24 protein-coding genes are annotated in these 21,050 nt (G+C 43.8%); 13 read left to right on the top strand and 11 right to left on the bottom strand.

Annotated elements, in window-relative coordinates; all coding sequences use genetic code 11:
* Positions 1-221 precede the first annotated feature (221 nt).
* Positions 222-2,039: a hybrid-cluster NAD(P)-dependent oxidoreductase gene (locus tag R7F64_RS02405; protein WP_318071419.1), complete on the top strand. Its 1,818-nt coding sequence runs from the start codon at positions 222-224 to the stop codon at positions 2,037-2,039.
* Between the two features lie 100 nt (positions 2,040-2,139).
* Here R7F64_RS02405 and nadE read toward each other — a convergent pair whose 3' ends face one another.
* Positions 2,140-2,970 (bottom strand): ammonia-dependent NAD(+) synthetase, encoded by an 831-nt coding sequence (gene nadE / locus R7F64_RS02410; protein ID WP_005375299.1) that lies wholly within the window; start codon positions 2,968-2,970, stop codon positions 2,140-2,142.
* Between the two features lie 178 nt (positions 2,971-3,148).
* Here nadE and R7F64_RS02415 point away from each other — a divergent pair, with 178 nt between their 5' ends.
* Positions 3,149-3,682 carry a nicotinate-nicotinamide nucleotide adenylyltransferase gene (locus tag R7F64_RS02415; RefSeq protein ID WP_005375300.1) on the top strand — a complete coding sequence of 178 codons (534 nt, stop codon included), beginning with the start codon at positions 3,149-3,151 and terminating at the stop codon, positions 3,680-3,682.
* Positions 3,683-3,696: 14 nt separating this feature from the next.
* Positions 3,697-4,179 carry a hypothetical protein gene (locus R7F64_RS02420; RefSeq protein WP_318071420.1) on the top strand — a complete coding sequence of 161 codons (483 nt, stop codon included), beginning with the start codon at positions 3,697-3,699 and terminating at the stop codon, positions 4,177-4,179.
* A gap of 127 nt (positions 4,180-4,306) precedes the next feature.
* On the opposite strand, the gene R7F64_RS02425 is transcribed toward R7F64_RS02420, so the two are convergent.
* Positions 4,307-4,915 carry a hypothetical protein gene (locus R7F64_RS02425; RefSeq protein WP_005375302.1) on the bottom strand — a complete coding sequence of 203 codons (609 nt, stop codon included), beginning with the start codon at positions 4,913-4,915 and terminating at the stop codon, positions 4,307-4,309.
* Positions 4,916-5,106: 191 nt separating this feature from the next.
* Here R7F64_RS02425 and R7F64_RS02430 point away from each other — a divergent pair, with 191 nt between their 5' ends.
* Entirely contained in the window at positions 5,107-6,216 is a 1,110-nt protein-coding gene (locus R7F64_RS02430) for a 1-acyl-sn-glycerol-3-phosphate acyltransferase (protein ID WP_005385027.1), read from the top strand.
* A gap of 73 nt (positions 6,217-6,289) precedes the next feature.
* Here the strand turns inward: R7F64_RS02430 and R7F64_RS02435 are convergent, their stop codons facing one another.
* Positions 6,290-6,889 (bottom strand): hypothetical protein, encoded by a 600-nt coding sequence (locus tag R7F64_RS02435; protein WP_047101745.1) that lies wholly within the window; start codon positions 6,887-6,889, stop codon positions 6,290-6,292.
* A gap of 319 nt (positions 6,890-7,208) precedes the next feature.
* Between R7F64_RS02435 and R7F64_RS02440 the strand changes: the two genes are divergently transcribed.
* Positions 7,209-7,481, top strand: coding sequence for a YnjH family protein (locus R7F64_RS02440; protein ID WP_005375306.1), 273 nt, complete (start codon positions 7,209-7,211; stop codon positions 7,479-7,481).
* Between the two features lie 88 nt (positions 7,482-7,569).
* On the opposite strand, the gene R7F64_RS02445 is transcribed toward R7F64_RS02440, so the two are convergent.
* Positions 7,570-7,869 (bottom strand): YfcZ/YiiS family protein, encoded by a 300-nt coding sequence (locus R7F64_RS02445; protein WP_005375307.1) that lies wholly within the window; start codon positions 7,867-7,869, stop codon positions 7,570-7,572.
* Between the two features lie 607 nt (positions 7,870-8,476).
* Between R7F64_RS02445 and R7F64_RS02450 the strand changes: the two genes are divergently transcribed.
* Positions 8,477-8,938, top strand: a complete 462-nt coding sequence (locus tag R7F64_RS02450; RefSeq protein WP_005385033.1) for a TetR/AcrR family transcriptional regulator — start codon at positions 8,477-8,479, stop codon at positions 8,936-8,938.
* Between the two features lie 112 nt (positions 8,939-9,050).
* On the opposite strand, the gene R7F64_RS02455 is transcribed toward R7F64_RS02450, so the two are convergent.
* From R7F64_RS02455 to R7F64_RS02480, 6 genes are read right to left on the bottom strand one after another with little or no spacing between them, the layout of a single operon-like run.
* Positions 9,051-9,833: a heme ABC transporter ATP-binding protein gene (locus R7F64_RS02455; protein ID WP_005385036.1), complete on the bottom strand. Its 783-nt coding sequence runs from the start codon at positions 9,831-9,833 to the stop codon at positions 9,051-9,053.
* Positions 9,833-10,870, bottom strand: coding sequence for a FecCD family ABC transporter permease (locus tag R7F64_RS02460; protein ID WP_053307873.1), 1,038 nt, complete (start codon positions 10,868-10,870; stop codon positions 9,833-9,835). Before R7F64_RS02460 ends, R7F64_RS02455 begins: the two co-directional genes overlap by 1 nt.
* 9 nt (positions 10,871-10,879) lie before the next feature.
* A complete protein-coding gene (locus R7F64_RS02465) occupies positions 10,880-11,749 on the bottom strand; it encodes a heme/hemin ABC transporter substrate-binding protein (protein WP_318071421.1) in 870 nt (289 codons plus the stop codon).
* 28 nt (positions 11,750-11,777) lie between these two features.
* The gene (locus R7F64_RS02470; RefSeq protein ID WP_005375322.1) at positions 11,778-12,191 is read right to left on the bottom strand and encodes an ExbD/TolR family protein; all 414 of its coding nucleotides are present in this window, start codon (positions 12,189-12,191) and stop codon (positions 11,778-11,780) included.
* Positions 12,188-12,886: a MotA/TolQ/ExbB proton channel family protein gene (locus R7F64_RS02475; protein ID WP_005375324.1), complete on the bottom strand. Its 699-nt coding sequence runs from the start codon at positions 12,884-12,886 to the stop codon at positions 12,188-12,190. The genes R7F64_RS02470 and R7F64_RS02475 overlap by 4 nt, the downstream gene beginning before the upstream one ends.
* Complete coding sequence (locus R7F64_RS02480; RefSeq protein WP_021707650.1) at positions 12,886-13,629, bottom strand: energy transducer TonB; 744 nt, start codon at positions 13,627-13,629, stop codon at positions 12,886-12,888. The genes R7F64_RS02475 and R7F64_RS02480 overlap by 1 nt, the downstream gene beginning before the upstream one ends.
* Before the next feature lie 160 nt (positions 13,630-13,789).
* Here R7F64_RS02480 and hutW point away from each other — a divergent pair, with 160 nt between their 5' ends.
* From hutW to R7F64_RS02500, 4 genes are all read left to right on the top strand, one after another.
* Positions 13,790-15,160: a heme anaerobic degradation radical SAM methyltransferase ChuW/HutW gene (hutW, locus tag R7F64_RS02485; RefSeq protein ID WP_025768508.1), complete on the top strand. Its 1,371-nt coding sequence runs from the start codon at positions 13,790-13,792 to the stop codon at positions 15,158-15,160.
* A 32-nt stretch (positions 15,161-15,192) separates the two neighbouring features.
* On the top strand, positions 15,193-15,696 hold the full coding sequence (gene hutX, locus R7F64_RS02490; RefSeq protein ID WP_005375329.1) for a heme utilization cystosolic carrier protein HutX: 504 nt from the start codon (positions 15,193-15,195) through the stop codon (positions 15,694-15,696).
* Positions 15,697-15,752: 56 nt separating this feature from the next.
* A complete protein-coding gene (gene hutZ, locus R7F64_RS02495; RefSeq protein ID WP_005375331.1) occupies positions 15,753-16,283 on the top strand; it encodes a heme utilization protein HutZ in 531 nt (176 codons plus the stop codon).
* A gap of 97 nt (positions 16,284-16,380) precedes the next feature.
* A complete protein-coding gene (locus tag R7F64_RS02500) occupies positions 16,381-16,917 on the top strand; it encodes an ATP:cob(I)alamin adenosyltransferase (protein ID WP_017635269.1) in 537 nt (178 codons plus the stop codon).
* A gap of 80 nt (positions 16,918-16,997) precedes the next feature.
* Here R7F64_RS02500 and R7F64_RS02505 read toward each other — a convergent pair whose 3' ends face one another.
* Positions 16,998-17,912, bottom strand: a complete 915-nt coding sequence (locus R7F64_RS02505) for a chemotaxis protein (protein WP_033906782.1) — start codon at positions 17,910-17,912, stop codon at positions 16,998-17,000.
* Between the two features lie 215 nt (positions 17,913-18,127).
* Between R7F64_RS02505 and ppiC the strand changes: the two genes are divergently transcribed.
* The 3 genes from ppiC to R7F64_RS02520 all read left to right on the top strand — a co-directional run bounded on the left by ppiC (position 18,128) and on the right by R7F64_RS02520 (position 21,050).
* Entirely contained in the window at positions 18,128-18,469 is a 342-nt protein-coding gene (gene ppiC / locus R7F64_RS02510; protein ID WP_080276970.1) for a peptidylprolyl isomerase PpiC, read from the top strand.
* Between the two features lie 343 nt (positions 18,470-18,812).
* Entirely contained in the window at positions 18,813-20,117 is a 1,305-nt protein-coding gene (locus tag R7F64_RS02515; protein ID WP_318071422.1) for an MATE family efflux transporter, read from the top strand.
* A 171-nt stretch (positions 20,118-20,288) separates the two neighbouring features.
* Positions 20,289-21,050 (top strand): ATP-binding cassette domain-containing protein, encoded by a 762-nt coding sequence (locus R7F64_RS02520; protein ID WP_104976471.1) that lies wholly within the window; start codon positions 20,289-20,291, stop codon positions 21,048-21,050.

Consider the following 21,050-nt stretch of genomic DNA (forward strand, 5'->3'; position numbering starts at 1 on the left):
ATTATGTGTGTCGTATCACACTTTATCAAACGGTATTTGGTCAGAACGGTGTTAAAAAACGCGAATATTGAGTGTAGTAAATACTTGTCACTAAAACCAAATTTATAAGAATATGGTTTCGAGAAAGTTGCGATGGATGAAGAGGCAGTAGACTCTGCAACTTAATGTGATTTGAGTATACAATACCGCAACAAATAAAAAACACCCGTAGGAAGAAGGCCATGTCGCAACCCGTTTTATCCCAAATTAATGTTTTTCCGGTTAAGTCAGTTGGCGGATTGTCGCTGTCGTCCGTATGGGTTGAGAAGCAAGGATTGAGCTTCGATCGTCGCTTTATGATTGCGAAAGCTGATGGCTCGATGATCACTGCGCGAAAGTATCCGCAAATGGTAACCATTAAGTCTGCCCTATTGTCCGATGGAGTGGTGTTTAGTAGTTTGGGTATGGAGCCACTTAAAATCCGTTACCAAGATTTCAAAATGCAGGAGACACCTGCAACGGTTTGGAAAGATACATTTACTGCCTATACCACGACAGATGATGCAGATGACTGGTTTAGTCGTGTGTTGGGGCAACGCGTTGAGTTGTTGTTTAGTGGCGAGCAATCGAATCGTGTCCGTGAAAAGCTAGGTCAAAACGTCAGTTTTGCTGATGGTTATCCGGTTTTATTGATCAGCCAAGCTTCACTTGATGAGCTAAACCGAAGAAGTTCAGAGCTACACTCAATGGATCAGTTTCGTACTAACTTAGTTGTCTCTGATACTAAGCCATTTGAAGAAGATTCATGGAAGCGCATACGAATCGGTGAGGTAGAGTTTGAGTCGCTCAAACCTTGCGAGCGCTGTATCCTGACTACGGTGAATACCCAAAGAGGCACATTCCGTGAGAGCAAAGAGCCGCTCAAAACCTTGCAACAGTTCCGTGCAAACGATGTCGGTGGTGTGTTCTTTGGCCAGAATCTTGTCGCGCGAAATGAAGGCATTATTCGTCAAGGCGATAAAGTTGAAGTATTGGAGTACAAAGAGCCGGAGTTTTACGCAGATAACTCGCCAGTGCGCATGAAGCTTACATGTGTTGAGCGTGAAGAAATTGCCCAAGACTTTGTGACCTTATGGTTAGAGCCAAACAAAGGTTCTTTGCCTAATTACTTGCCAGGACAACACCTGCCAATAGAGGTGAATATTGATGGTAAGAAAGTGGGTCGACGCTATACCTTGTCATCCAGTCCTTCTCGCCCGGGTCGTTATGCTATTTCTGTAAAGCGTATCGCGGGTGGAAGAGTCTCTAACTCACTCTTAGACAACTTACAAGTCGGTGATTTTTTAGAGGCAGAACAACCTGACGGTCAGTTCCACCTTAAAACGCATGAAGCGCAGCCTCTGCTGTTACTCTCTGCGGGTAGCGGAGTAACACCAATGCTATCGATGGTACGTTACTTAGCGGATCATAATCAGTTGGAGAACGTGGTTTTCTACCATCAATGTCGGACCGAAAATGATATTCCTTGTCGCTCAGAGTTGGAGCAGTTAAAGCGTGAGCACCCGGGGTTAGAAGTAAAAGTCTGTTTAACGCAACCTGCTGTTGATTGGTTTGGTTTGAAAGGGCGTTTAAGTTTGTCACACATTAAGCAAATCAAAGATGTTGAACAGCGGCAGGTGTTTGTGTGTGGCCCGGATGGCTTTATGGATAAAGCAAAAAGTCTTCTACTAAGAAAAGGGCTGCCAGAGGAAAACTACCATCAAGAAGCGTTTGGAGTTTCTTCTCTTACGTCAAAGCCAGAGAAAAGTCTCGCTATTGACTTTAATGGAACTAAAGTCGTAGGCAACAACCAAAAAACGTTGTTAGATCAGCTCGAAGATGCTGGGAAGGTCATCAGCAATAGCTGTCGTGCTGGCTTATGCGGCGCGTGTAAGGTTCAGCTTACGTCGGGTCAAGTACATCATCCGGACGTGCCCGCGTTGACTGATGAGGAACGTGCAATGGGAACCGTATTGGCGTGTTGTGCTGTGCCAGAGACGGACGTAACAGTAACCAACTAGGCGAGAACGTCTTTGTCCTTCGACAAAAACTGTTCCTAGACAAAAAAACGCTGCTATTTTTAGCAGCGTTTTGAGTTTTAAAGAGAGCTGAAAATATCGCTTAGTCGTAAATCGTCGGGATTGGCTGGCGTTTGTGCTGCGTTGCTTTGTAAATCGCTACCAGACGGTCACTCACTTGCTGTGGAACGGGTTTGCCCTCTAAGAAGTCGTCGATTTGCTCGTAAGTTAGGCTTAGGGCATCTTCGTCTGCTTTTTGTGGAGCAAGCTCTTCTAAGTCTGCTGTTGGCACTTTCTTCACTAGTTGCTCAGGTGCACCCAATGTAGCAGCTACTTCACGAACTTGGCGCTTACTTAATCCGAACAATGGTGCCATGTCACAAGCGCCATCACCAAATTTAGTGTAGAAACCAGTGATGTTTTCTGCTGAGTGATCAGTACCAAGAACAAGGCCGCCTACGTAGCCCGCGATCTCGTATTGAGCAACCATGCGAGCACGCGCTTTTACATTGCCTTTTACGAAGTCGACTTTTGCTGCATCAGTTGGTAGAAGGTCTGTGCCTTCTAATGCAACGTGAGAAGCCGAATGAAGCCCGTCAACACCTGCTTTGATGTTCACCGATACAGAATGGGTTGGCTGGATAAAAGACAGAGCGAGCTGAGCCTCATCTTCATCTTTTTGCTCCCCATAAGGCAGGCGAACTGCGATAAATTGGTAGCTATTGTTGCCCGCTTCTTCGTTCAGCTGGTCTACAGCCAATTGAGCTAAACGACCGCATGTCGTTGAGTCAACGCCACCGCTGATGCCAAGAACAAGAGACTTACAGCCCGCTTCTTGCAATTTACGCTTAATAAAAGCGACACGGCGTTCAATTTCAAAATGCGGATCAATTGAAGGGAGTACGCGCATTTCGTCACGGATGGATTGTTCCATTTAGGGTTCCTTTTCCTGCAAATATTTCAGACTCTAAAGCACATTTGCTCAAATGGTGATAAACCATACAGTTGAGGCTCATTAAACGCGACTTTAGGGTCAAAAGCTGTAAAGATTAGTAGTATCATACCGAAATCATCAGATTAGAAAACTCTCTTCAACCAGGTAATCACCGGATATGAAAAAAATCGCCATTTTTGGTAGTGCATTTAACCCACCTAGTTTAGGGCATAAAAGTGTTATTGAGTCTTTGAGCCACTTTGATCTTGTGCTACTTGAGCCAAGCATTGCACACGCTTGGGGCAAGAACATGCTTGATTACCCAACTCGGTGCAAAATGGTTGACGCGTTCATCAAGGATATGGGGCTTTCTAATGTTCAGCGTTCTGATGCAGAGCAAGCTTTATACCAACCTGGACAAAGTGTGACGACCTATGCGTTGTTAGAAAAAATTCAAGAAATCTACCCAACTGCCGATATAACTTTTGTCATTGGTCCTGATAATTTCTTCAAATTTGCTAAATTTAGTAGAGCTGAAGAGATTACGGAACGTTGGACTGTTATGGCATGTCCTGAAAAAGTAAAAGTCAGAAGCACAGATATTCGCAAAGCATTGGCCGAGGGTGAAGAGATCGGCGCCTATACAACACCTTCCGTACGTGATTTATTACTTAGTAAAGGCTTATACAGAGAAACATTGTCTGGGAACTGAGAGGTCAGATTTTCATGGTCAGAGTCGTTTTATTTAGTGCATGTGCGCTGCTTGTGATGACACAAGCTCATTCCGCGTGTAACTATTTTTCTGATCGTTCCGTGGTGTTTGAAGATAACACTCTTCCTATCTGTGAAGAAATTTTAGATTCCATCGGCGTGTTAAGTACTGAAGCATTGATTTGGTATGCAGCGGAAGCGAAGCTTGAAGGACCAACAGAAAACTATTGGGAGGAGTGGGCGATTAAGCCGGAAGACACCCCACTTCTAACTCAAAACTTAGAAAAGAATTACTTTGGTCTTGGTTTTTGGATGCCGGAAGAGCTTCGAGACGAAGAGAGTAAAATGGATACAGAAGAGTGGCTTCGTAGCCACGGGTTGATGTTCAGCGTTGGTTTTGGTGATAAATCCGACGGACAGCCAAGAATGCGGTTTGATTATCGTTGGCACGAATATTATGACGCTGACTGGATGATGCAAATAGAGGTACCTTTCTAGACACCTCAAGCAAATGAAAAAAGGGCGTACATTATCAATGTACGCCCTTTTTGTTTTTACTTGAATCTCTACTTTCTGTATCCGTAACTCTACGTAATGCTGAACACGTAGCTTGTTGAAGAGCAAATTATAGCGCTTCTCCAAAGACTAAAAAGCAAAGCTGTTCATATTCTTCGGTGTTACCAGCAAAAAGAGAGTCAACAATTTGCTCTTCCTTCTTCCCCGACAGTTTCATTTTTCTTGCTTCACGTAGTGTTAGTACCAAGCAAAGCTCTTTAGAAATATTCATGTCACAGCCAGGAGTCCATTGATTGATGGTTCTCGTTAACGTTGAGTGCGCTAGTTTAGGGGACAGCGTCAATACTTCATGTCTTACTACTGTCAGTAGATCGGTTTGCAGATCCGAGCGTTCGGCAGTTGTTGCTAGCTTCTCGACGAGCGCTTTTAGTAGCGGTGAAGGCTTCACAAAGCCCGCCTGTTGTGAGAAGTCGTCATTTAAACGCACAGAAAAATCACAACGATATACACGAGAATTAGGTAAAAAGGTGAGGGAGCTCAAACATCCTTGAGGAATCCAAAAATATTGGCCTGGTTCAATGGCATACTCCTGCTTACCCAATTTAATGACGGCTAACCCTTCGATGACAGATAGTAGACTGTGCTTCAGTGCTTTTTTACGCGCAGCTACATCAAGAAAGGGGTATTTAGCGTCGTGAAATTCAATTGCGTAGTTCATTATGAGTACCAGTGTTTTTTGGCGCTAAGGGTAACGTTAAACCCATACGATTCCAACCGGCTGAGAGAATTTTTTAGCATGATAAATGGTGGCTTAACTGGTATGACCATGTTAAAAGTATGGGTTGAAATGCTGCTTGTCAGCAAAACTATGCGTAAAATGTGCCAGCTTTTTTTGATATGTAATGAACAATGACAGCCAATACCGATCCTTATATTGAAATTCGTCCTTACAACGACGAAGAAATTCCAGCAGCGCTGGATCGTCTAATCCAAGATGATGAATTTATCACTGCTATCCTAGAACATCGCTTTGCTAATAAAGCAGCGTGGTTCAAAACGCTAATGAGCCCGATCCTGCGCATCTACCTGAAAGCCAAGTGGAGCAAGCTTGATTCTGTCGAAGCAATTCAGATTGAAGTGAAGAAGTATCTGAAAGATACATTGAATAAGACAACGGATGGCGTCACTTTTTCTGGTTTGGATAAGCTGGATAAAAACACGTCATACCTATTCGTTTCTAACCACCGTGATATTGCGATGGACCCTGCGCTCGTAAATTATGGCTTGTACCAAAGTGGGCACCGTACAGTTCGTATAGCGATTGGCGATAACCTGCTGAAGAAGCCATGTGCGACAGAATTGATGCGACTCAATAAGAGCTTCATCGTTAAGCGCTCTGCTAAAGCGCCTAGAGAAATGATGAAAGCATTGGGACAACTGTCAAGCTATATCAAACATTCGCTTGATACTGGCAATTCAATTTGGATTGCCCAAAAGGAAGGTCGTGCTAAAGATGGAAACGACTTTACTGATCCTGCGATTTTAAAAATGTTCCATGTTGAAGGTCGTAAACAAAAGATCAGCTTTGGTGAGTACACGCGTTCTCTGAAAATCGTTCCTGTCTCGATTGCCTATGAAAATGATCCATGTGACATTGCCAAAGCAAAAGAGCTGTACGAAAAAGCAGAAAATGGCCGCTATGAAAAAGGCGAATTTGAAGATATCGAAAGCATCATTCAAGGTATCGTTGGCTATAAAGGCCGTGTACATGTTGCGTTTGGTGATGTGATTGAGCAAGAGTTTGAAACGCCGGAATCTCTTGCTGGTGAAATCGACCGCCAAATTCACAACAACTACAAGTTGTACCCAATCAACTTGTTAGCTGCTGGGCATGAAGATTCGAGCATCATTACGGAAGCGGTTAAGCGTCATCTCGCGGATAAGTTGGATCAGCTACCTGAAGGCGCAAGACCTTATTTGGTGGCGAGCTATGCTAATCCTGTGAATAACCAAGAGTAATCTTCGTCACTGAACTCGTTGATTCAGAATGCCTTAAAGCCTCGGTCTGCCGGGGCTTTTGTTTATCTGCTCTTTAAGGTGCGACGGCACCACCAAGGGTTAAATTGCTGGGCCATTTTGTGATCCTGTTACCACCTAAATAGATATTCCCTTTCACCGTCATTGTGTCTGGAAATACTTTCAGCGCTGATCCTCCAATATAGAGATTACCATCAACCACCAATCCTTCAGGAAGATCAGAAATGGGAGTGCGAATAACACTTAGATCACCTTTTACTCGAAGTTTAGCTGGAAGCGATTTTAACGGTGTATCCGTCAGATTTAGGTAACCGCCTAGTTTGATACCTTTAGGCCAGTTTTCGATCTTACTACCTAGTAGGTTTGCATAGCCTTTTATCTTTGTTCCTGAGCGAATAAATTTGAGTGCGCTGTTAGTTGCTTCCAGACTGCCTTCAACATCAAGCCCTTTAGGCAAGGCTTTGATAGGGGTTTGTGAGATGTTTAAGTTGCCCTTTACCACTAGGCCAGAGGGTAGTTGGGTGTAAGGCTTGTTTCTAAGATCAAGATTGCCGTAATTATCGATGTGACCAAATTTAGAATAGTAATCTAGCTCATATGCCAAAGGAGACGAGCAGAGCAGGATTGAAGTAAGGCATAGGGAAACAAAACGCATAGTCAAAGATTTAGTTAAATACCGAGATCAACAGGTACTTATCTTATACTTAAATAAACCTATTATGCATTTTTTGCTTACAGTTTTTGATTCATAACTTAAATATTCAAATTAGAGATGCACGCTAAAAGTGTGCGCTTCTTTACTGCGCTAAGTAACTTCAAGCTTACTAAAATGAGATAAATTAAATGATTGAATGTGAAGCAGACCCAAGTGTAGAGGTGAGAAAAATATCAGTAGATATTTGAATAATATGAGATTCTTCCAAGAACTTCACAAGGGGCCTTGTTAGTATTATTGAGGTTTGAGGGAGATTTTCATGAAGTTAAAAAGTGTATCTATTTTTACCGCTGGTGTTTTTGCAGTACTGCTGTCGGGTTCCGTTTTTGCTAAATCATACAGTACACCAGAAAACAAAGCGCTAATAGTTGCTGACGGTAAGGTAGGTCAGCGTATCTGTTACTACGATGATAAAGCCTACACCACAGGGGCCGTGATTAATGTTGAAGGCGTATTACTGATGTGTACCGCTGAGAACGATTTTGAAACCAATGGCTCGTTAAAGTGGGTCGTGTTCAAAAAAGATAAATAAACGCGCCGAAGTTGTCTGTTTCATTTAGAGCGGTTTAAGATTAAGAGATTGGAAAAATAAAAAGCGAGCATCATGCTCGCTTTTTTCATTAACGCGCGAGTGAGCGAGTTTTTAATTCAAAGATAAGTTTTTCAGCACTTACTTCAAATTTGAATCGAGCCGTCGCTTGGTTCGATTCTTCGGTTATTTCTGAAACATTGTATTCAACATCAGCACATACTGATTTAGCGAGCTCGATGTATTTTTGTAGTTCAGACTCTAGCTCTGTTTTTGTCTGTGCGAAAACCGTTACGTCGGCAACTTCGTCACCTTCTTTGATGATAAAGCCAATCTCGCCAGCACAGCCGCAGGCCTCACATACTTGGTTTTTTTCTAATTCGACACTCATAACGAATCCTCTTGTAAATACTAAGGGTATTCTATCAGGTATTTGATCTGTATCTACAAAAATGACGACTTTTGCGTAAAAAAGGAACAGAATAGGCACTTGTTAAGTAAGGGTTAAAGATTGGATTACTAAATCATCAAGAACGTTAATGTGATATATATCAACATTTAAAATCAATTAACGAACATAGTGACGAGATTTTGCTCAGTCCAGTTGAACTAATGGTTAATTTATAAGACTATTTCTTGATTGATTATTTTTAATAATTATCATTCTTGGTCTTTGAATAGTTTCGATGAATAATTGGCGCAAGGTTTTGATGAGACTAACTTTTCGCCTTATTTTGAGTAGCATGTATTGACAAAAACATAACTGAAAATTACACATTACGCAGTGTAAAGACGTTATGGTTTGGAACTCGACATGATATTAAATAGTCGCAATACATATACCCAAAGCGCTTTCAAGTGCAGCGCTTAGCAACCTGATTTCTAGGTTTTCGCTAATCGAACCGCATCGGCGAGCCGGGTATAATGCTAAGAATGATTTCATTCTGGCCTCATTTAATAGTGAGTTAGATGGATTTACAAAGAGAAGAGCTTAAAATATGCCAAAGCGTAGTAAAGAAGATACCGAAATCACTATCCAAAAGATCATGGATGCCGTTATTGATCAGCTACTCAGATTAGGTTACGACAAAATGTCGTACACGACGCTAAGCCAGCAGACAGGTATATCGCGTACCGGTATTAGCCATCACTTCCCTAAGAAAACGGACTTCACCGCCGCACTGGATGGCCGTATCTTTAAAATGTTTATTGAACACTTAGAGTTTGATAAAGGATTAAATGCATTTTCACAAAGTTGGATTAAAGCGCTGGAAGATGCTGAGTTTCTCGCGATTTTACGACTGCTATTCCATCACATTGTCACCGCTGAAAATGCGCAAGAATTTGCTGCTAATGGTATTGACCGCTTATACAAAATGGTTGAAAGCCAGTTTGGTGCGGGTGGTGACAAAGAGCTTGAGTGGTTGATTGGTCGATCATTGATCCAAATGAGCAAGTAATAGCCTTTAAAGCCCCAAATTCTGCCACTATCAAAGCAAAGGCCCGCAATTCTCATATTGCGGGCCTTTGTCGTATCAAAGTGTTTTAGAGACGGCTTAGAGGAGATACGCTTTATGCTGCGGCATGCACTTGAGGGAAGTCTAGCGTCGGATGTTTTGTCACAATAGATCGATAGCCATAAACTTGCTCAATGCGCTCTGACGTTAGTGCATTCCATGGCGTGTCATCACAAACTAGTTTCCCGTTATGCAAGAGTACAAGGCGGTCTGCGTACTGAGAGGCTAGATTCAAGTCATGTAACACCACAACCACCGCAGCGTTCTGTGCTTTTGCCGTTTCACGAGCAATTTTTAACGTGTTGTGTTGATGGGCGAGATCCAACGCTGAGGTAGGTTCATCAAGCATTAAGATTCGTTTTTCGCCAGATTGATGTAGTTGTGTCATCACTCGTGCTAGATGCAGTCGTTGCTTTTCTCCACCAGATAAAGACGGGTACAGGCTTTCTGCTAAATGCAATACGTCGGTTTGTTCCATGTAATGTAAAGCCAGTTTAGTGGTTTCTTTATTGGACAGTGATAGCGGTATTGCCCCCAGCTCTACTACTTCTCTGGCTAGAAATGGGAAGGTTAAGGTGCTGTGCTGCGGGAGCATTGCAATATGTTTGGCGCTTTTTTCAGGCTCCCAATCATGCTTTTGTTTACCGAAGTAGGTGATGTGATGATTCGAAGAGATCTCACCGCATAGAAGCTTGAGTAAAGTACTTTTACCTGCGCCATTGGGGCCGAGTAGGGCGGTCACTTCACCAGCTCGGATATCAATGTTGATGTCATCGAGCACCACACGGTTGCCATACGTCATCGAAATGTTTTTCCCCGATAAAACGATCTGGTTCATTACAAAATCTTCCCTTTTTGCTGGAACAATAAGTAGATGAAAAAGGGCGCGCCAATCAATGCGGTCACGATTCCAACTGGTAATTCAGCTGGTGCCACGGCAACACGAGCAAACATATCTGCGGCAGTAAGAAGCAGTGCTCCCATTAAGGCAGATATTGGTAATAGCGTTCGATGGTCAGGCCCAGCGAGCATGCGCCCTAAGTGAGGAATCACGAGCCCAATAAAGCCAATTGCACCACTGATGCTCACCGTAATACCAACACCCAGTGCAGAAAGTAAAATAAGCTGACGTTTGAGTTTTTGAACCGGAACTCCTAAGTGTCTTGCTTCTGATTCCCCTAACAACAGAGCATTCAGCGCCATCGACTTCTTCTGAAACCAGAGCAATAGGATGACGAGTGTTATAGCAGATAGAGCAATCCCTGACCAATTTGCACCAGCTAATGAGCCCATCGACCAAAGCGTCAAATCTCGCAGCATCTGATCATCTGCGATAAAGTTCATGTAGCCAATCGCAGCCCCCGAGAGCGCGCTGATGGCAACGCCGGCTAACAACATAATTGTAACTGAGGTACCAAACTTACTTGTGCCGAGTTTATAAACGAGAATAGTCGTTAGTGCACCGCCAAGGAAAGCAAAAAGAGGCAGAGCCGCTAAGTTCATTAGTTGCGGATAGTTTTGGCTAAATTCAGCAAATACAACAATAGCGAATGCACCACCAAGAGCAGCGCCAGCAGACACACCAATGATACCAGGCTCGGCTAATGGGTTACGGAACAAGCCCTGCATAACCACACCACAAATTGCTAAAATGGCGCCGATGAACATACACAAAATGGTTCGAGGCAATCGGATTTCGTTAATGACCAACTGAATGTGAGGAGCGAGATCAGAACTGCCTCCCGTTAGGCTACGCAAACTGTCAGTAAAGCTAATGTTCATTGGGCCAACGGTAATAGAGGCGATAGCAATAAATGCTAAAAATCCACTAAGCACTGATAACGTCGTTGAAAGGGGGATGCGTCTTAACAACATGTCATGTCTCTATGGGTAAAGCAGTGTATTCAAACGTTTAGCTTCTGCAAGGCTTTTAAGGCCCAAACCACCTACCAGAGCATGGCCATCAATCGTTATGATGTCTTTGTTCTTTCCAGCGGGTGTTGCAGCAAGAAGCGGCATTGCTTTTAAAATTGCATCGGCACCACCCAACGTTTCATAGCTGCGACCACTAACAAGAATCACGTCAGGCTGCATCTCTACCATCGCTTCTGTGGATAGAGGCTTGTAAGACGAGAGTTGTGTAGCGGCTGGGTTTTGTCCGCCGGCGAGTTGAATAATTGCATCGGGTGTCGTTTGTGAGCCCGCAACATTTGCAGGTCGCCCTTCATGGATCAGCAGAAAGAGCACTTTCTTTTTCTTCGCTTGATCAGGTTGGTTTGCATTGAGTGCTTGTACTTGCGCCTGGACATCTTGCTTTAAGCTTTCAGCTTGAGCTTTGCGATCCATAAGGTTCGCAATTTGATCAATACGTTGATAAAGGCCCTCGACATTTGCATCAGTATTAACGATTTCTACATCTACGCCAGCCGATTTCAATTGGCTCAATGTTGTTTTCGGCCCCATCTCATCAGAACCAATGACTTTTGTCGGACGTAAGGCGAGCAACCCCTCCGCTGAAAGACGACGATGGTAGCCCACTTTAGGCAGTTCCATCCCTTTTGGTAATTGACTGGTGACGTCGATAGCAACCAAGCTATCTTTAGCTTCGAGTTCAAGCAAGAGTTCAGTGACGGCGCTGCCTGCGCTAACAACGCGCTCTGAGGATGGCGTTTCATTGGCAAAAAGTTGACTACTCGCAAGTAGGGAAATAGCTGCCGTGACAACAGCATGAATAGTGATGCGTGTGTTCTTCATTTTGAAAGGATCTCTATCTTACTTATTTTTATGATGGCTCTTCAGTGAGTAACTGAGTTGCTTGAATTCCGTTTTCTTGTAAAAAGCCGAGAAGTTGTACTAGCGACTGAATATTCGCGGTTTTTTCTGCTCCAATTACAATCGGTTTATCGCTTGACTTACTCTCTTCTAACAGCGCGAGGGTAAAGTTGTCCCAATCGATATATGTCTTGCCGTTAATAGCCCAGTAAGGCTCGTCTTTAAGAATATTTACCGTGATGGATTGCTTATCGACATCTGCAACAGCCTGAGATTCTGTGCTCGGTAAATTGACGTCTAATGAATCAAGTTTGACCGCTGCGGTTAACATCAGGAAAACCATGACGATAAAAATAATGTCTAACAGCGGTGTTAAATCGGGGGTTAAACCGTTACGACTATTTTCTTGTGGTGTTTTAATCATTTAGTTGCAGCCTCAATCTTCTCAGAAGAGCGCAGTGTTACTTTTGAGTGGTCTGGCGAGACATGCTGTAACGAGATACCTTCAAGCCATAAGTTGACGTAGTTTAAAGTGTGCTCAAGCTTGGCGATTACACGATCCGCCCACAAACCAATGATCTGCGCTCCTGAAATGGCAGGAAGTGCGATAATGAGACCCGCGGCAGTGGTGCGCATAGCAAGACCTAGGCCGTCAGCCAAATCATTCGGAGTGATATTCCCCGTTGAAACCGCGATGCCTTTAAACATGTCAATTAAGCCAAGTACCGTACCAAGCAAGCCAATTAAAGGGCTGATGACGCCAATCAGCGTCAGCAAACGAAGGCCGGAATGCAGCTGATGGCGTTTTTCTTGCAGCCAAATACCTGCGGCATCCTCTCTTAAAGATTTAGAGAAAGAATGATGAGCAAGCAACATCGCAACACCACGGTACAGAAGCGGCCGCTTATTCGACAACTCTTCAGCAAGTGCTTCAAGCTCGCTCCCATTTGTTGGGTCTAATCCTGTGAGCTTTTGGCGAATGGCTCGCTTTCCTACACCAAGGCTAATTAACACATGGAATAATCGCTCGGCGATGATCATCACGGTTAGAGCTGAGCAAATGATCAAAGGCCATGTCATCAGCCCAAATTGAGTTTGTAATTCTTGTAGTTGTTCCATTATCCATCCAACTTAAAACGAACAGGTACTTGTACTCGGTGAGCGACTTTTAGCCCACCTGAAATATGTGGTGTAAATTGCCACTGTTTGATCGCACGAAGTGCTGAGGCATCTAGCGACTCTGTGCCGGAAGACTCAATCAAAACCTGTTTAATCTGGTTACCATTCTCATCTAGCCATATCTCATACAAGGCTACACCTTCAATACCGCGTCTTTGTGCAGACCTTGGGTAACGGGGTTGTGTTGGTTGACTCACAAACGTTGGTTTGTCGACCAAGACAGGCTGAGATGTTGCCCCTTTGGATTGGCTCGCAGGTGCGGATTGTTGAGCTACCGTCTCTTTCTTCACCGGTTCCGTTTTTTTCTTTGGTTTCGCTTCGGGCTGAACCTTTTGCTTTGTTACGGTTTTGGTGGGCTCGACCGTTTTAGGTTTAGATTGTTTAACCGGTTCTGGTTTTTTCTCTACTACCTTCTTCTTAACAGCGTCTTTCTTGACGACCTGTTTTTTTACAATCTTCTTTTCTGGTTCAGGTTGGTCTTGAGGCTGCTCTTTTGGTGGCGCTACATTTTCTGGTGTAGATTTTTCGACAGCGGGAGGAGCAGACACAAGATTTAGACTTACCGAACTTGCTGGGTTTCCAGCCGGCATCGCGAACACCTTTGTCTCTTGAGAAACAAAAAGAAGTGCGGCATGGATGGCAAGGGAAGCACCTCCTGCAATGACATATCTTTGTACGTTCACGGAATATCTCGGGAAACTATGAAAACTTGGGCAGATTATTACTTACAATGGAAATAAGATCAATTATCAATTGCATTATCATTACGCTCAAATTATGATTCTTGCAGAATTTTTAAGATCAGCTTCCATCCCTTACATGATGGGAGTTAAGCGAGTATATATGAGCGTCGATATCGATAAGCTTGATGAATCAGTGTTGGGCAGTGATAGTCCTGATCCATTGCGATTTGCTTTTGTTAAGAAGCATTCTGCACATGCCGGGGGAGCGAGCGTACCTGTGCCCTCGTCTCAACAACAGGCGATTTTTTCGAGTATTACGGCTAACTCAATTAAAGCGACCAATAAGCGCTGTCTTTATATTCATGTTCCGTTTTGTCGCGTTCGTTGCACTTTTTGTAACTTCTTTCAAAATGCTGCAAGTCGCACACTGGTTGATGAGTACTTTGAAGCATTAATGCAGGAGCTTAGAGAGAAAGCGGCATTACCTTGGACACAAAATGGTATTTTTCACGCCGTATATATCGGGGGCGGAACGCCAACGGATTTATCTCCAATACAGGTTCGTGTGTTAGGCCAGGCTATCCGAGACCACTTTCCTTTGGCCGCAGACTGCGAAATCACCTTAGAAGGTCGCATCAATCGTTTTTCTGATGAGTTGTATCAAGGCGCTTTAGACGGTGGGTTTAATCGTTTCTCTTTTGGTGTGCAAAGTTTTAATACACAAGTGCGCCGCAGCGCAAAACGTTTAGATGATAGAGAAGATGTCCTCAAACGGGTGAGCGAGATCGCCAAAGAAGACAAAATTCCGGTCATTATTGATTTACTCTATGGCTTACCTTATCAAACCAAAGAAGTGTTAGAGCAAGATTTAAATGATTTCCTCTCGACTGGCGCACACGGACTGGACTTGTATCAGTTAGTGGTTGGTGGGTCAGCTCCCATGCTCAACCTCGTAGAAAAGGGAAAAATCCCGCCACCTGCGACCACACCAGAAAAAGCGGGAATGTATGAGCTCGGTGTGAACTTTATGGCCAAACACCATATGAAGCAACTGAGTGTGAACCATTGGGCAATCGATAACCGCGAGCGTAGTTTATACAATAGTTTAGCCAAGACTTATGCAGAGGTATTGCCAATTGGCTGTGGTGCTGGAGGTAATATCGGTGGCTACGGGATGATGCAACACCGCACACTAGAGACCTATATTAAAGCGGTCAAAGAAGGTCAAAGCACCATCGCGATGATGATGAAGCAAAGCCCTCTAGAACCACTTTTTTCTGCACTCAAATCTGCGTTTGACCGTGGCATTGTTCAAGCAAATCAACTTCCATCATTTATGGGAGAGGACGCGTTCGGGTTTTTATTGCCTCTATTTAAAGTGTGGCAAGCGAAAGGCTTAGTACAACTACATGAACGTAGCGCAGTCCTTACTCTTGCAGGCAGCTTCTGGGCTGTGTCATTGGCTCAAAGTTGTATTCAGGTACTCACGTCAGAGATGAACGAAACCGTACCGAAAGCATCCAATAATTAATGAAAACAAATTGAACAAAAACGGAAGACACAATGGAATCAATCAAGCAACAAGTTGAAGTATTACTAGAGCAAGAACCACAATTATTGCCAGCTGCGATGGCAGAGCGTCTTGGCATTTCCGAGTTTGAGGTTGTTGCGGCTCTACCTCAGGAAATGGTGGCTATTGCACCAGGAGAGCAAGCGCAAAGCATCTTAGAAAGTTTGGTTGGTTTTGGCCCGGTGACGACCATCGTCCACTCTTTTGGTTCTATCTTTGAAGTTAAAGCGCCGTTTCCAAAAGGAAAAGTGGCGCGTGGCTATTACAATTTAATGGGTAGAGAAGGTGAACTGCACGGCCACCTTAAATTAGATAACGTTAAAAATGTCGCATTAGTCAGTAAACCGTTTATGGGTAGAGAGAGTCACTATTTTGGTTTTTTCTCAGAGTGCGGAAGCAATATTTTCAAGATTTATTTAGGCCGTAACGAAAAGCGCGAGTTGATTGAAGAGCAAGTCACCGCATTTCGCGCCCTACAAGCCGAATTAAAAAAGTAATCACAAACATAATCGAGGCTTAACTCGAATACTAATTAGTAAAGTCAGGTATCAATATGGATCAACAAGTTAAACAAGAGCGTTTGCAAGGTCGTTTAGGGCCAGAGATCAAAGAGTTCCGTCAGGAGCGTCGTACACTTCAGCTTGCAACTGTCGATGCAGAAGGTCGCCCGAATGTAAGCTACGCGCCTTATGTCCAAAACCAGGAAGGTTATTTCGTTCTCATTTCTAAAATCGCTCGTCATGCCCGTAACCTTTTAGAAAATCCAAATGTTTCATTGATGATGATCGAAGATGAAGAGTCTTCAAAGCAGCTGTTTGCTCGTAAGCGCTTAACTTTTGATGCGGTAGCAAATGTAGTTGAGCGAGACACAGAGATGTGGCAACAAGTTGTTGGACAAATGAAAGAGCGTTTTGGTGAGATTATTGATGGTCTAAGCCAGCTAGAGGATTTCGTTTTGTTCAACTTAAAGCCAGAATCGGGGCTATTTGTTAAAGGTTTTGGTCAGGCGTATCAAGTGTCTGGTGATGATTTAGTAGATTTTGTTCACCTTCAAGAAGGTCACAAGAAAGTCGAAAGTGCCTGATTGTAAACCGATCATATGAATGTCGATCATTTGGCATAATGAACGTTTAAAGGGAGTTAGGTTATACTGACTCCCTTTTTTATATTGGAACAAAAGCATGAAACCTGTAAGCAAGGAATTGAGCGAGATTTGCTATCCGTTTATTTACGAGGACAGTCCGGTTTGTGACTTTGAAATTACAGCAGATGAACTTTGTAGTCGTATTGGCCTTGTTCTCGCTATGGAGTTGGACGAGTTTAGCCGCGATATACTGACAAGAATGCAGCCTAATGTTTATCATCTAAATGGTTCGGTTCGCGGAAAATTAGCGATTACAGAGACGGAAGTTGAAGAGTTAAAGGCCGATTATGCTTTGCTCAAGCAACGTATTGATGGCGGCTTCAAAGGCTTTGTTCTACCCGGAGGGCACCCGGCAGCCAGTCAATTGCATTTGTGCCGTTGCCAAGCTAAAAAAACGGTACGAGCATTAGTTGCCGTTGAACATACAGGTAAGAAGCAGCCCGCACCTATTTTGTTTCGTTACGCGAACTTATTAGCGAATGCACTTTACAGCCTAGCTTCTTATATTAATCATGCTCACCAAGTCAAAGAGACGGAATTCGTTTCTCGTAGTTACGCGATGCCAAAGAAGTGAGCTGAGAAATTAGCGGATGTGAGCATCAGGGATAGGACAAGTACTGCATTATATTCTCAAATCAACTCGTCCAATAAGAGTTAAGAAGTCATAGCTTTGGCTTCTAGCTCTTTTGCTCCGCGAAGCATCGCTTCGATTAGTTCTCCTGCATTGAATTTCTCAAGTGCCTCATGCGCGCCAACTTGGTGAGCTCTGTCTACACAGATTTCGCTCGATAACGATGTATGTAAAATGCGGTATGAATGGTTCAGAGAGGAATTATTCTGAACTTCAAATGCTAATTCATAACCGTCTAATCCGGGCATTTCAATATCGCTGACCAGAATATCAATTGGGCGATGAGCCGCAGCGTCACTTTTCATCAGTTCCAATGCATCTAAACCATTTTTACAGATTTGATACCCAATATTGATGCTATCGAGTGCGTCACACAGCTGTTTACGAGCGATGGAAGAGTCATCCACCAATAGAATACTGAGTGCTTTTAGGCGTTCTCGCTCAATATCTGTCAGCATTGGGATCTTTGAATTCTCGTACTGCGGATAAATTTTGGAAAGTAGCAGTTCCACATCCAGCATTTGAACAGTTTTATCCTCGTAGCGAGTAATTCCAGTCACGAAAATATTTTTTCCAGCGCTCGGAGGTGGCGTTTCAATAGCTTTCCAATCGCACTCAATGATCTTCTCTATACTACGAACCATAAAAGCTACCACGGTTCGCAAGCAATCTGTCACGATCAAGTAGCAGCTTTTATATTCTTCTTCACTTATAGGACGAAAGCCAACAGCCGCTGACATATCGATCACTGGTACTGTTAAGTTACGTATCGTAACGGTTCCAATGACGTGATGATGCGAGTAAGGGATCTTTGTCGTTGGCATGTACGGGACGATTTCACGGACTTTTAGCGTACCGATAGCGAAACTCTGTTGCAGGGTGAGCTTAAACATCAACATGCCCTGAGATTGATTCGCTTTGCTAATGACTTTTGCCATGAAAATAACCTTATAAACACCACCGAATTGTGTCTAATCTAATCTTATCAGACGAAGGCTTCAACCATCGGAGAGACAAATGTGAGCTTTTTAGACAATCTTTTAGAGACATAGTGATTAACTGAGCAAAACTTGTTTGTATTTTAAACTCATTATGTAGACGATTTTATATTCCTCGTGTATTAGGGCCTTTACCGCTGAGCTATTATTAAGAAATGTTTGGTCTGTTAAAAAGGATTGGGTACACTTGCGCGACCAGAATAGTGAGAGATAGATCAATGGCAAATACAGCAGCCGCATTACATATTCTTGTGAAGCACAAAGAGCAAGCGGAAGACATAATCAAGCAACTGAAAAAAGGCGCAAAGTTTCAGACATTAGCGAAGAAGTATTCAACTTGCCCGTCAGGCAAACGCGGTGGTGACCTTGGTGAATTCCGCCGTGGTCAAATGGTACCTCAGTTCGACAAAGTGTGCTTTTCTGGCGAAGTGTTAACGCCGCATTTAGTTAAAACCAAGTTCGGTTGGCATGTTGTGAAGGTGCTTTACAGAACATAAGGCTTGGTATCGACCTAAACATTGTCAGATGAAACCCACAAGCATTAAATATCATCTGTACGGTCTCTTTTCACCAATCACTACCGTTATGACATGGCAGATACATTCTGATCTGCCATGCTCAACCAAACGCTAATCTTTCCAAACTAGAAACTCATTTATATGCAATTAACTTGGCTTTTCTCATAAGTCGTTATCCTATTTCAAGCTTTGGTATGAGAATACGTTTGCTGGTTGTATCAATTATCAATGCTATTCCTTGCTGGCGAACTTTGGTTCATGTTCGGACGCCATTCGCATATGATAGCGACCTTATAAAAATTAACCCTGTTCATAATTTAAGATGTCCCTGACTCATAAAGACTATTTTAAAATCGCATTTCCTTTCATCGTTTCTACTGTTACCCAACCATTATTGGGGGCGGTGGACACCGCGGTGATCGGTAAACTCGGTGTGGCTGAGATGATTGGTGGTGTAGCGATCGGCACCGTTATCATGAATACCTTGTATTGGCTGTTTGGCTTCTTCCGCGTCAGTACTACCGGGCAAAGTGCAATCGCATTAGGTAAAAATAGCCCAGAGGATCAAGCGAGTAGCTTATTGCGTCCTTTCGTGCTTTCGCTCTGCCTTGGCTTGATTTTCATTGCGTTGCAGTCCGTGATTTGGATGGGGGCAGAGCTGATTATCTCCCCTGATGCAGTCGTGGCCGAAAACGCTAAGACTTACTTCGATATCATGATCTTTGGTGCGCCGTTTGTACTGCTGAACTACACCGTGATTGGTTGGTTGATGGGGCAGGCGAAAGCCAAAGAAACCTTGTTCACGCAAGTGTTTGGTAATGTTCTGAACATCGTGCTGGATATCGTATTTGTGTTGTACTTTGATATGGGCATTGCTGGTGTTGCGGTGGCGACACTTATCGCGCAAATCTCGACGTTTGTTATTGGTGCGGTGCTGGTGTTGAAAACCTGTCGCTTCCCGCTGTTTGATCACATTCAGACCGCAAAAATGACGCGTAAAGATCTCAAAGTCATTGCGTCTTCCAATATGGATCTGCTGCTTCGTACTGTGTGTCTATTGGTGTTCTTCAACATGATGGCGCGTGTAGGCTCTCAGCTTGGTTCTGATGTGCTTGCTGCGAACGCAATCATGATGCAAGTGACCTTTATCGTCAGCTACATGTTCGACGGTGTAGCGAACGCGTCGAGCGTCTTTGCAGGTAAAGCGGTAGGCCAGAAGAATACGACATTGCTTGATAACGTGATTAAGCTAAACACGCAATGGACCGCGGCGTTCGTTGTTGTCTTGACCTTGCTGTTAGTGCTGTTCAAACACCAAGTGGTGATGTTGTTTACCACCTTGCCAAACCTTGTTGAGCTGTATCTAGACATGAGCCCTTGGTTATTGGCATTCCCGTTGGTTGCTGGTTTTGGTCTTACGTTTTACGGCATCTTTACCGGTACAGGGACGACGCGACCAGTGCGTAACTCTACCTTTCTAACCATGGTGTTGTTCTTAGTGACTCAATTGATTGCGGTGCAATATTGGGGCAACCACGGTTTATGGCTGGCATTCACTTTGTTCTACGTTGGGCGCTTTGTCTTCTTGTTTCGATACCTCGGTCAAGTTAAACAAAAGTGTCTTTAATTCACACTGTCACAGACGACCTAATTTAGATGTTCTTATAACAAGGGTGGAGCCATCTGCCCTTGTTGATAAATCTGAAAAAGGTGATGAAATAACCTTTCCGACTGGTTTCCTTGCTTTAACCCGCATGATATTATTTGTGATGTTATATTATTACATTTAGTTTATGCCGTGATTTCTCAACCAATACTCTCCGTTAATAATCTCAGCCTTACAGACTCAGAGCGTACACTCTTCAAAGACATTTCTTTTGAGCTGTCTCAAGGTGAAGTTCTTGCCATTATGGGACCTTCCGGCATTGGTAAATCCATGTTGTCGAAAGCCGTCGCAGGTTTTTTGCCGTCTGATATTTGGGTAGACGGAAGTATCCAGCTTAACAGCAGTGAAGTCGCACAAACTGTCATGCTGCAACGTAGTCAATTGCAGCGTCCCGCGGTCATTTTCCAAGATGCACTTAAAGCGCTGAATCCATTGGCGTCTGTCGAACAACAACTGTGTTTGGCATTGACGGGCAAAAAAACGCGCTTGTCTTCAGCAAACCGAGACACCGTGACGACCTTGTTGTCTCAACTCGGATTTGCGGATCCAAAAGCAGCATTAGCGCAGCATCCAAGCCAGTTATCTGGTGGTCAGCGCCAGCGTATTTGTATTGCGATTGCGTTGCTTGGTAGTGCCAACTTGATCATCGCTGATGAGCCCACCAGTGCGCTCGATCCAATCACCGAAGCGGAGATCCTCGAGTTGTTTCGCAGTAGTGTTCAGCAACGCAACATCAGTGGTTTGTTGATCACGCACGATCTATCTGCGGCTTTGGCGTGTGACAAAGTCTTGGTGATTGCGGACAACACCATGGTGGCTTATGGCGCACCATGGCAAGCCATTCAGCAAAGTTCGCATCCTTTCTGCCAACAACTTGCGCAACTGCTGCCTTAA

The organism is Vibrio sp. Vb1980 (genome assembly GCF_033338615.1).
Taxonomy (GTDB): domain Bacteria; phylum Pseudomonadota; class Gammaproteobacteria; order Enterobacterales; family Vibrionaceae; genus Vibrio; species Vibrio alginolyticus.

What these genes read in the sequence shown, in the direction of transcription:
- R7F64_RS02420 (WP_318071420.1), top strand. Translation starts at nt 3,697, where the DNA reads ATGGTCAGAGTCGTTTTATTTAGTGCATGTGCGCTGCTTGTGATGACA.
- R7F64_RS02465 (WP_318071421.1), bottom strand. Translation starts at nt 11,749, where the DNA reads ATGAAGAACACACGCATCACTATTCATGCTGTTGTCACGGCAGCTATT.
- R7F64_RS02425 (WP_005375302.1), bottom strand. Translation starts at nt 4,915, where the DNA reads ATGAACTACGCAATTGAATTTCACGACGCTAAATACCCCTTTCTTGAT.
- hutW (WP_025768508.1), top strand. Translation starts at nt 13,790, where the DNA reads ATGAGCGTCGATATCGATAAGCTTGATGAATCAGTGTTGGGCAGTGAT.
- ppiC (WP_080276970.1), top strand. Translation starts at nt 18,128, where the DNA reads ATGTTTGGTCTGTTAAAAAGGATTGGGTACACTTGCGCGACCAGAATA.
- nadE (WP_005375299.1), bottom strand. Translation starts at nt 2,970, where the DNA reads ATGGAACAATCCATCCGTGACGAAATGCGCGTACTCCCTTCAATTGAT.
- R7F64_RS02430 (WP_005385027.1), top strand. Translation starts at nt 5,107, where the DNA reads ATGACAGCCAATACCGATCCTTATATTGAAATTCGTCCTTACAACGAC.
- hutX (WP_005375329.1), top strand. Translation starts at nt 15,193, where the DNA reads ATGGAATCAATCAAGCAACAAGTTGAAGTATTACTAGAGCAAGAACCA.
- R7F64_RS02445 (WP_005375307.1), bottom strand. Translation starts at nt 7,869, where the DNA reads ATGAGTGTCGAATTAGAAAAAAACCAAGTATGTGAGGCCTGCGGCTGT.
- R7F64_RS02415 (WP_005375300.1), top strand. Translation starts at nt 3,149, where the DNA reads ATGAAAAAAATCGCCATTTTTGGTAGTGCATTTAACCCACCTAGTTTA.
- R7F64_RS02460 (WP_053307873.1), bottom strand. Translation starts at nt 10,870, where the DNA reads ATGTTGTTAAGACGCATCCCCCTTTCAACGACGTTATCAGTGCTTAGT.
- R7F64_RS02515 (WP_318071422.1), top strand. Translation starts at nt 18,813, where the DNA reads ATGTCCCTGACTCATAAAGACTATTTTAAAATCGCATTTCCTTTCATC.
- R7F64_RS02500 (WP_017635269.1), top strand. Translation starts at nt 16,381, where the DNA reads ATGAAACCTGTAAGCAAGGAATTGAGCGAGATTTGCTATCCGTTTATT.
- R7F64_RS02505 (WP_033906782.1), bottom strand. Translation starts at nt 17,912, where the DNA reads ATGGCAAAAGTCATTAGCAAAGCGAATCAATCTCAGGGCATGTTGATG.
- R7F64_RS02440 (WP_005375306.1), top strand. Translation starts at nt 7,209, where the DNA reads ATGAAGTTAAAAAGTGTATCTATTTTTACCGCTGGTGTTTTTGCAGTA.
- hutZ (WP_005375331.1), top strand. Translation starts at nt 15,753, where the DNA reads ATGGATCAACAAGTTAAACAAGAGCGTTTGCAAGGTCGTTTAGGGCCA.
- R7F64_RS02455 (WP_005385036.1), bottom strand. Translation starts at nt 9,833, where the DNA reads ATGAACCAGATCGTTTTATCGGGGAAAAACATTTCGATGACGTATGGC.
- R7F64_RS02405 (WP_318071419.1), top strand. Translation starts at nt 222, where the DNA reads ATGTCGCAACCCGTTTTATCCCAAATTAATGTTTTTCCGGTTAAGTCA.
- R7F64_RS02475 (WP_005375324.1), bottom strand. Translation starts at nt 12,886, where the DNA reads ATGGAACAACTACAAGAATTACAAACTCAATTTGGGCTGATGACATGG.
- R7F64_RS02435 (WP_047101745.1), bottom strand. Translation starts at nt 6,889, where the DNA reads ATGCGTTTTGTTTCCCTATGCCTTACTTCAATCCTGCTCTGCTCGTCT.
- R7F64_RS02470 (WP_005375322.1), bottom strand. Translation starts at nt 12,191, where the DNA reads ATGATTAAAACACCACAAGAAAATAGTCGTAACGGTTTAACCCCCGAT.
- R7F64_RS02450 (WP_005385033.1), top strand. Translation starts at nt 8,477, where the DNA reads ATGCCAAAGCGTAGTAAAGAAGATACCGAAATCACTATCCAAAAGATC.